Origin of the sequence: Thermoplasma sp. Kam2015, from assembly GCF_003205235.1 — an archaeon.
Lineage (GTDB): Archaea > Thermoplasmatota > Thermoplasmata > Thermoplasmatales > Thermoplasmataceae > Thermoplasma.
In genome coordinates this window covers 1-6,349 of sequence record NZ_QJSM01000013.1, presented here as the reverse complement: position 1 = coordinate 6,349, position 6,349 = coordinate 1, and the positions used below count along the sequence as shown (strand labels likewise).

Below are 6,349 nucleotides of genomic sequence, written 5' to 3'. Positions count from 1 at the left end.
ACTGGTTTCTTAGGATATAATTTACCTGATTATATAGGTTCTTTGATACATGGCACATTCTGGATATTACGCCATTATCATGGATAAAGATCTGTTCAGTTCTCATCGTTTTCATAGCCTATCTCCATTGAACTTTTCTTCCCCGTTGAGGCGTATACATAAAGCGTCTTTCATGATATTCGTAGCAGATTTAATACCGCATTAGCTTTCATAGTTAATAATATAATACAGTATTTGTATAAATAGTTATTAGAATTACGGATTATACATTTTGTGCGGATGGATATTGCTCATAAATTGGGCTTCCTCTGATCAGAATCCTCGGATATTCTCTTCCGCATAGACATCTTTGCCTTCCATGCATATTTCGTATAGGCCAGGGCCGATGATGCTATCTATGAAAATACAGATAACCGAAAAATACGGAAATCCAGTATTTTGATCGATGTATGAGATTTTTCAATATTGTTGCTTGCTCCAGGCATCGAGCTCCCTTTTTAGAGCCCTTGCCTTCTCTATTATTCTCTTTAGATCGAAAGGCGTTATCTGTTGATCCGCATCGGATAATGCCCTCTCCGGATCGTTATGAACCTCTATCTCCAGCATGTCCGCGCCAGCGGCCACTGAAGCGAGCGCCATGGATTCGACAAAATCACGTCTTCCCGAGGCATGGCTGGGATCTGCGCATATTGGCAGATGCGTCTCTGACTTTGCGTAGATTATGCTTCCAACGTTCATTGTGAAGCGCGTCGAATTCTCTATGCCTCTGACCCCTCTGTAGCAGAGAACTACATTTCCATTTCCTCCAGACAGTATGTATTCCGCGGTTTCCAGCCATTCCTTTGCTGTGTTTCCCATACCATTCTTGAGAAGCACCGGCTTCTTCTGCTTCCCGAGGAATCTGAGTAGATCGAAATTCTGCGCGTTTCTGGATCCGACCTGCAGCATATCCACTCCATCGAAGTACCTGTAGTATGCGGGATTCATTATCTCTGTTACAATGGGGAGTCCAGTTTCCTCCTTTGCTTCAACCAGATATTTTATTCCGTCTTCGCCCAGGCCCTGAAACGAATACGGCGAAGTTCTCGGCTTGAAGGCGCCGCCCCTGATCATATCTGCACCCGCTGCCTTGACAGATCTGGCTATATCCAGAATCATCTCCTCGTTTTCCACCGAGCAGGGCCCGGCAGCTATCTTAAGGCCCTCGCCTATCCTGACACCGGAGACGTCTATTATGCTCTTCTTCCTGAATTTTCGAGAGTAGAGCCTGTCCTTTTCCTCATCGCCGCCGTCCGACATGAACACATAATTATCGTAGAGCTTTATCATATGGTATTCCGATCCTCTCTTTTCCAGATCCTCCTGAATCGTTCTTTTATCGTTTTCGTCCTTTGCAATTACTATCATGAAATCACCTCAAGAATTTCCTCTATGGTCTCCCTTGCGACGCCTGCATAGGGATTCAGCTTTATGGTATCCATCAGTACCTCCTGATTCTCTCCATCGACTATGGATGCGAGGCTCTTCATAAGGTCGAAGGATCGCGTTCTGTATTTTGCATCCGTCCGCTTCGCTATCATCGACATAAGATATGGAATTATCATGTCATTTACCATCATTCGATCGTGTTCTTCGGCACTCATGGATACTATTTCGTAGCCTCTGAACATTTCCTCTATTATCTCTTTATATTTTACGTTTGATATATCGTTTATGAAAACGATGGTCCGGTGCATCCCATCCCTGTAGCTGGACGGCCCAAACAGGGGATGTATGCTCACTATGGATCCGGCGAATCTCTTGAATGCGGATTTGACGGAAGATACCTCCACATAGGTATGCCCTCCCTTCTCTATGTAATCGATGGCCGGCCTTATTGGAACACATAGAAATGCCAGATCGGCGTCATCATCGATCTCTACGCCGTTATTCTGCAATATGTCAGAGATCACTCTGCCGATCCTGCCCTCCCTGCCTATGATCGCTGCCTTCAAAGCCTCACTCTCAGAATATTGTTTTTATTACGCATATCCAGCGCATCCGGGAATATGGTCATACTTTTATCAGTCAGCCGAACCGGAAAGCCTGAACCTATATCGATCAGCATGCCGCATGCCGAATCTCCATCAACGAAATGGCCGCCGCTTACGGAGCATCCCTTAATGAAGCTCTCAGGAACGTTCTTACTGTGAACTTCAAGACCCGGCCTGCAGATGAAGAGGCCTAGAATGAACATCAGACTGTCGCGGGTACCGGATAACTGTATAGGATCGTCGAGCTTTATCCCGCCAACCTGCTCCACTATCGTTGCCTCAAATATCAGGTTCAGAAGGGGGTTGTCCGTCTTAAGCTCCTGCCTGACGAGCGCCTCTCTCACCGGATCCCTTATCTGCATTCCATGATCGCCCTTTATTTCGGCAATATGCCTTGCAAGCTCCATGCGCTCATTCATGAGAAGAACTAGCTGCCTTGTATTTTCCAGCACTTTAGCCCTGAGATCCTCAAGGTCTATAAAGTGAACCACCAGACTTCATAATGCGTGTATATGTCTATCATTCTTAAATTTTCTCTTGATAAATGAAAAGTTGTCAGAATATATAGTATAGATATAGTAAACTTATAAACATATTAAGATATCTAATATTTCAATCATTTATTTTTTAGCTGCTCAATCGCGTCGGCCATGATCTTTACGTTCATCAAAGCCGGTGTTCCGGCCATTATAGCTGATATATATGATGCTTCGATCATCTCTTCTTCACTGCACCCTGCCTCCAGGCACTTTGCGGTATGATAAGGTATGCACCACTCACACTGTAGCGCCAAAGAAAGCGACAGAGCGATCAGTTCCTTTGTCTTAACATCAAGAGAACCATTCCCAAGAGTAGATTCCATAAAGGACAGAAACTTATCTGTGATCTCAGGTTTCAACTTCTTGCTAAGTCTGAACACTTCGTTTATCTCACCCAATTTTTCCGATGCATCCATATAATCAATATCAGATTGTAATACTTCAAGCTTGATCAATGTGCAGAATGTGCACTTATCGGAAGAATAATATACATAATGCCCAGTATCACGTACCGGATATCTTCACGCAGTAAAAACGCCTCCTGGTATCTGAAAGGCATATCTGGATATCTATGAGGTTTGCCTCTTTGAGTATCCTAACTGCGTACATCACGGATCGCCTTGAAAGGCCCGTGGCCTCCATTATATGTGCCACATCCGATATCTTTTGATCCTTCAGGTAGGAGAAAACCAACCTGACCGAAAGTGGGAATTCCCTGACGTCCACGTTTGGATACACAGATGACAACTGCCATCTGATATAAAAATATTTCTTGCAGCAAAACGTGAATATCCGGTATGAGATTGCATTATTATATGCATAAGGAATCATGAACAAAAATAGTCAACTCAATAAAAATACAGTAAAAAACATATGATTCCTTATGCTCTCAATTATATGATTGAGATAGATGGAAAATCGCTGAGCATTGAGGACGTATATGCCGTGGCCGTTGAGGGCGACAGACTGAGCATAAATGACGAGACCCTCAAATCCATCGAAGAAAAACACAGATCCTTTATCCAGCTCATAAATTCTGATAGAACTGTATATGGGGTCAATACAGGATTCGGCAGTTTATTGAATGTGCGCATCCAGAGGGATCAGGAGATCGAACTTCAGAAAAATCTCATAAGAAGCCATTCATCCGGGGTCGGCCAGTATCTAGATCTGAAGTACGTAAGGGCCATAATGGTTGTCAGGCTGAACAGCCTCGCTGTGGGATACTCAGCGGTATCACCTGATCTTCTAAAGATGATCATGGATATGCTGAACAAGGACGTTATACCAGCCGTGCCTAAGTACGGATCGGTTGGCGCAAGCGGAGATCTTGCCCCGCTGGCGCATATAGGCTTGGCAATGATGGGAGAGGGCAAGGCATTCTATGAGGGGCGGCTGATGGACTCGTCAAAGGCTCTGGAAAAGGCCGGCCTGAAACCATATGAATTCAAAGAAAAGGAGGGCGTAGCCTTGATTAACGGCACGTCCTTTATGGCAGGCATATTGAGCATAGCCCTGATGGATGCGCATGATACGCTGGAGAACGCCTTAAGATCTGCGCTCCTCTCCTTCGAGGCTCTGAATGGGACATCCAAAGCATTCACTCCATGGATACTGGGAGCAAGACCGCACTTAGGCCAGGTTGCAATTGGAAACAGGTTCAGGGAATACCTCAAGGGCAGTGAGATTGTAGAGAGATCTGACAGGACAAAGGTTCAGGACGCCTACACGCTGAGGTGCATACCTCAGGTGTACGGGTCTGTCGCGGATGTGCTGGATTTTGCGGAGAACATACTTTCGGTGGAGATAAACTCCGCAACGGATAATCCCCTGTTCAACGGGGACGAGGTTGTTTCTGGTGGAAACTTCCATGGAGAGCCGGTTGCCCTCATAGCCGATTTCCTGTCTATAGCGCTGACGGATCTGGGAAACATGATTGAGAGGCGCATAGCCAGGCTTGTTGACACAAATCTAAGCGGGCTGCCTCCATTTTTGACGAAGAACAGCGGACTGAATTCCGGATACATGATACCGCAGTATACGGCTGCCGCGCTCTGCAACAGAAACAAGGTGCTGTCCTATCCCTCATCCGCCGACACCATTCCGACCTCCGCCAACCAGGAGGATCATGTGAGCATGGGTGCAAATGGTTCGCTCAAGCTTCTCGAAATACTAGATAATGTTCGTTACATCATCGCCATAGAATATCTTCTTGGATCTCAGGCACTCGAATTCACAGACAAGAGGATGTCTCCATCAACAAGGAAAATCTACGATAAGGTCAGGGAAAAAATAAAACCTCTTGATGCTGACAGGCCGGCATCATTCGACATAGAGGAAATAAAAAGGATGATGGAAAAGGGCGAATTCATATCTGCGCTGCAGTGACGTTCAGAACGTCAGAAATTCATAGTCCTTTTCCGCAAGATCCTTTATGATTGGGCCTACCATATCGATCTTCAGATTCTGCACCCTCTGCAGATCGTTTGCTATGTTGAAGTTATTTGCCACGACCTGGCAGGCTACAGGCTTATCGCCTAGGCTTGCAAAGTCATCGAGCAGCTTCATCACGTCCTTATCGCCCTCTGCGACCATCCTTTCTACTGGGCCGAACAGTATGAGCCTGACGTCTCCGAACAGCTTATTTTTCCTTGCCACGTTGGCGAATGTCAGCGCCGTCAGCACTTTTTCCTTCTCGTTTTTTCCGGACGATACTATGACCGCTATATTCTTCATAATATAATTATTATCAATTGGTATATAACCTTAATCAATGATCATTCAAAGGGATTCCTCCACAGAAATGAATCCTATATTTGCTATCCGCTCAGGCCTCAGAGAACCGAATGCATAGCCAAAGATCGCGGCGAAAGCCACATATGCCAGGCCAATGAAGATCGCAGTCGTGATGGGGTTTTAACTGTTTATGGGAATATTTATATATAGTTATATATTGTTATGCAATATATATGGGTAAAATATACACAATCAGGGAAGCATGCGATATACTGCAGATAGATGCAACCACATTGAGGAGATGGGATCGTGAAGGAAAAATACACTACATAAGATTATCAAATAATTTCAGGAGAGTACCAAAGAAGGAAATAAACAGAATATTGGGAATAAAAAACAATAGAGTAGATGCAGTATATGCAAGGGTATCATCAAATGACCAGAAGAATGATTTATACAATCAGATAAACAGATTAAGATCATCATATCCCGATGCTATTGTATATTCAGATATAAGATCAGGATTGAAGTTCAATAGAAGGGGATTCAATGAATTATTGAATAGAATAGAGAACGATGAAATAAACAATATTTACATTACACACAAGGATAGGCTGGCAAGATTCTGTTTTGGTTCAATAGAAAGTATATGCAAAATGCATAATACAAATATTATAGAAACAGATGGCAATGAAATATTATCGGCCAACGAGGGGCTCACAATGGATTTGATATCCATAATAACATCGTTCTCAGCAAGATTGTATGGATTGAGGTCACATAAAATGAAAAACATACTGGAGGCACTAAAAGAATGAGCCATTTATGGAAATCCAAAGGTGATAAAAGAACTATAGTATTCGGCTATACTCCAGATGATATTATTCTGAAATATTTAACTGATATGAGAGATTTAATAAATAAGGCTATAATAAATGCATACTCGATAGCCAAATCCAACAACAATGAACTGCCATCCCCCATTACCCTTAGAAGATCATTAAAGAAATATTATGATAACAATATTGATTACGCCAAACA

At 43.6% G+C, this 6,349-nt stretch carries 9 protein-coding genes; 3 read left to right on the top strand and 6 right to left on the bottom strand.

The window, feature by feature from the left end; translation table 11 throughout:
- Positions 1–459 precede the first annotated feature (459 nt).
- From aroF to DMB44_RS01265, 5 genes are all read right to left on the bottom strand, one after another.
- Complete coding sequence (aroF, locus tag DMB44_RS01285; protein ID WP_237265215.1) at positions 460–1,407, bottom strand: 3-deoxy-7-phosphoheptulonate synthase; 948 nt, start codon at positions 1,405–1,407, stop codon at positions 460–462.
- On the bottom strand, positions 1,404–1,994 hold the full coding sequence (locus DMB44_RS01280) for a prephenate dehydrogenase/arogenate dehydrogenase family protein (RefSeq protein ID WP_110640251.1): 591 nt from the start codon (positions 1,992–1,994) through the stop codon (positions 1,404–1,406). The genes aroF and DMB44_RS01280 overlap by 4 nt, the downstream gene beginning before the upstream one ends.
- Positions 1,991–2,524, bottom strand: a complete 534-nt coding sequence (locus DMB44_RS01275; RefSeq protein ID WP_110640250.1) for a chorismate mutase — start codon at positions 2,522–2,524, stop codon at positions 1,991–1,993. The genes DMB44_RS01280 and DMB44_RS01275 overlap by 4 nt, the downstream gene beginning before the upstream one ends.
- 125 nt (positions 2,525–2,649) lie before the next feature.
- Positions 2,650–2,988 carry a carboxymuconolactone decarboxylase family protein gene (locus DMB44_RS01270; RefSeq protein ID WP_110640254.1) on the bottom strand — a complete coding sequence of 113 codons (339 nt, stop codon included), beginning with the start codon at positions 2,986–2,988 and terminating at the stop codon, positions 2,650–2,652.
- Positions 2,989–3,076: 88 nt separating this feature from the next.
- The gene (locus DMB44_RS01265) at positions 3,077–3,310 is read right to left on the bottom strand and encodes a helix-turn-helix domain-containing protein (protein WP_110640253.1); all 234 of its coding nucleotides are present in this window, start codon (positions 3,308–3,310) and stop codon (positions 3,077–3,079) included.
- Positions 3,311–3,469: 159 nt separating this feature from the next.
- On the opposite strand from DMB44_RS01265, the gene hutH reads away from it, so the two are divergent.
- Positions 3,470–4,960 (top strand): histidine ammonia-lyase, encoded by a 1,491-nt coding sequence (gene hutH, locus DMB44_RS01260; RefSeq protein WP_110640252.1) that lies wholly within the window; start codon positions 3,470–3,472, stop codon positions 4,958–4,960.
- Between the two features lie 3 nt (positions 4,961–4,963).
- On the opposite strand, the gene DMB44_RS01255 is transcribed toward hutH, so the two are convergent.
- Positions 4,964–5,308 (bottom strand): hypothetical protein, encoded by a 345-nt coding sequence (locus DMB44_RS01255; protein ID WP_110640249.1) that lies wholly within the window; start codon positions 5,306–5,308, stop codon positions 4,964–4,966.
- A 233-nt stretch (positions 5,309–5,541) separates the two neighbouring features.
- Here DMB44_RS01255 and DMB44_RS01250 point away from each other — a divergent pair, with 233 nt between their 5' ends.
- Entirely contained in the window at positions 5,542–6,126 is a 585-nt protein-coding gene (locus DMB44_RS01250; RefSeq protein ID WP_110640248.1) for an IS607 family transposase, read from the top strand.
- On the top strand, positions 6,123–6,349 hold a 227-nt coding region (locus DMB44_RS09530), incomplete at its 3' end, for a hypothetical protein (protein WP_237265214.1). The genes DMB44_RS01250 and DMB44_RS09530, both read left to right, overlap by 4 nt.